This is a genomic window from Ammoniphilus soli (assembly GCF_040813775.1).
Map to the genome: position 1 here is coordinate 1 of NZ_JBEGDL010000162.1, position 666 is coordinate 666.

1 protein-coding gene and 1 pseudogene are annotated in these 666 nt (G+C 32.6%); both read left to right on the forward strand.

Annotated features, from left to right (window positions below):
• Positions 1-232 precede the first annotated feature (232 nt).
• Positions 233-475 (forward strand): hypothetical protein, encoded by a 243-nt coding sequence (locus tag ABLT31_RS38855; RefSeq protein ID WP_367761072.1) that lies wholly within the window; start codon positions 233-235, stop codon positions 473-475.
• 8 nt (positions 476-483) lie between these two features.
• Positions 484-666: pseudogene (locus ABLT31_RS38860) on the forward strand (hypothetical protein); the annotation flags it as partial.

The window sequence follows — 666 nt, forward strand, 5'->3', positions numbered from 1 at the left end:
CCCATGGTAAAATATTTTTTAGACAGGCAACTTAAAGGTTAATAGGCATATAATTAAAATAAAAAATTCTGGAAGGAAGTGAGCAAAAGAATGATAAATCTCAATCATAATCATACTAAATTTTATATAACGGGGAACTTTTATACACCAAAAGTTGCATAAGGACAAAAAAGTTATACTGGGTAAACTTAAATGCTAATTAATTTTACAAATTAACAGAGGTGGAAAATAAATGATTATAGAGGCACAAAAATCTCAATCTGAAATAAGTCTTAAAAAATGGGGAGTTCCTTCCCTTGTTGTTTTGATGCGTATTCTGTTCGGGTTGGGTTGGTTATTGGCGGGGATAACGAAGATCGTAGGAAAAACGTGGTTTAGCGAACCAGGAGTGTTTCTAAGGGATTATTTAATTACCGCATTAGGAAAAGACAATGTGCCAGAATTTTATAAATATTACATGAGCATGTGGCATTAAACAATGTTATGGTTTTTAACTATGTCATCCCCATAGTCCAGATCATTGTTGGCTTATTCCTCATCGTAGGATTTATGATAGTTCCCTCGATTTTGATTTGTATCTTCATGCATATTAACTTCATTCTTTCAGGAAATATGAATCTAATTAGCCTTACTCTTTATACCAGTGCATTTGGATTGTTACTGAGT